Annotated in this window: 2 protein-coding genes; one reads left to right on the top strand and one right to left on the bottom strand. The window is 75.2% G+C overall.

Annotation, left to right across the window (positions count from 1 at the left end):
- Positions 1–524: enoyl-CoA hydratase-related protein (locus tag HA630_RS00880; protein WP_243855309.1), on the top strand; the 524-nt coding region annotated here is incomplete at its 5' end.
- On the opposite strand, the gene HA630_RS00875 is transcribed toward HA630_RS00880, so the two are convergent.
- Positions 511–987: IclR family transcriptional regulator (locus tag HA630_RS00875; RefSeq protein ID WP_305792602.1), on the bottom strand; the 477-nt coding region annotated here is incomplete at its 5' end. The genes HA630_RS00880 and HA630_RS00875 overlap by 14 nt on opposite strands.

The following is a 987-nucleotide window of genomic DNA, read 5'->3' as shown; positions in this document are numbered from 1 at the left end:
CGTTCGAGCAGGTGCCCGACGCCCTGGCCCGGGTGCGGGCGCTGACGGTGTGCGCGCTGAGCGGCAGCGTGTACGGCGGCGCCACCGACCTGGCCCTGGCTTGCGACTTCCGCATCGGCGTGGAGGGCATGGAGCTGCGCATGCCCGCCGCCGCGCTGGGCCTGCACTACTACCCCAGCGGCCTGCGCCGTTACGTGGCACGCCTGGGCCTGGGGGCCACACGCCGCCTGTTCCTGCTGGCCGAAGCCACGCCGGCGGCCGAGCTGCTGGCGCTGGGCTACCTGGACCGGCTGGTGGCGCCCGACGCCTTGCCCACGGCCGTGGCCGAGTGGGCCGACCGGGCTGCCGCTATGGCGCCGTTGGCCTTGCAGGGCATGAAGCAGACCATCCAGGAGATAGCCTGGGGCGAGGACAAGCTGGCCGACTGGCGCGCCCGCGAGGCGCTGACCCAGGGCAGCCGCGACTTCGCCGAAGGCCGCGCGGCCTTTGCCGAGCGCCGCGCGCCGGTGTTCAGCGGGCGCTGAGGCCGGCCGACACCGCCCCCAGCCGCTGCGACAGGCGCCGGCCCACCTCGCGCAAGGCCTGGGTCTGGGCGCTGCCGTCGTCCAAATCCAGCATGGCGCTGGGGCCGATGGCGGCGATGGCCAGCACCAGCCGCCCGAAACCGTCGAACACCGGCACCGCCATGGCGCTGATGCCGGGCAGCAGTTCGTCGCGCACCCGGGTCATGCCGGCGCGGCGGATCTCGGCCAGCTCGGCGACAAAGGCCGGGTCGTCCAGGGCGCCGGCCAGGCCTTCGCGGGCCAGGGCGGCGGCGATGTCGGCCGGTGGCCCGAAGGCCGCAAACACCTTGCCGGTGCCGGTGTGCCGCAGCGACGCCGGCGTGCCGTGCCGCATGGCCACGTGCACCGCGGTCGGGCCGTCTTCCACCCGGATGATGATGGGCCCTTCCACCCCCCACACCGCCGCCGACACGGTGCAGCCCAC

Source organism: Aquabacterium sp. A08 (genome assembly GCF_011742065.1).
Note: the sequence above shows the minus strand (reverse complement) of the source record. Positions and strands in the feature narration are given on the sequence as shown.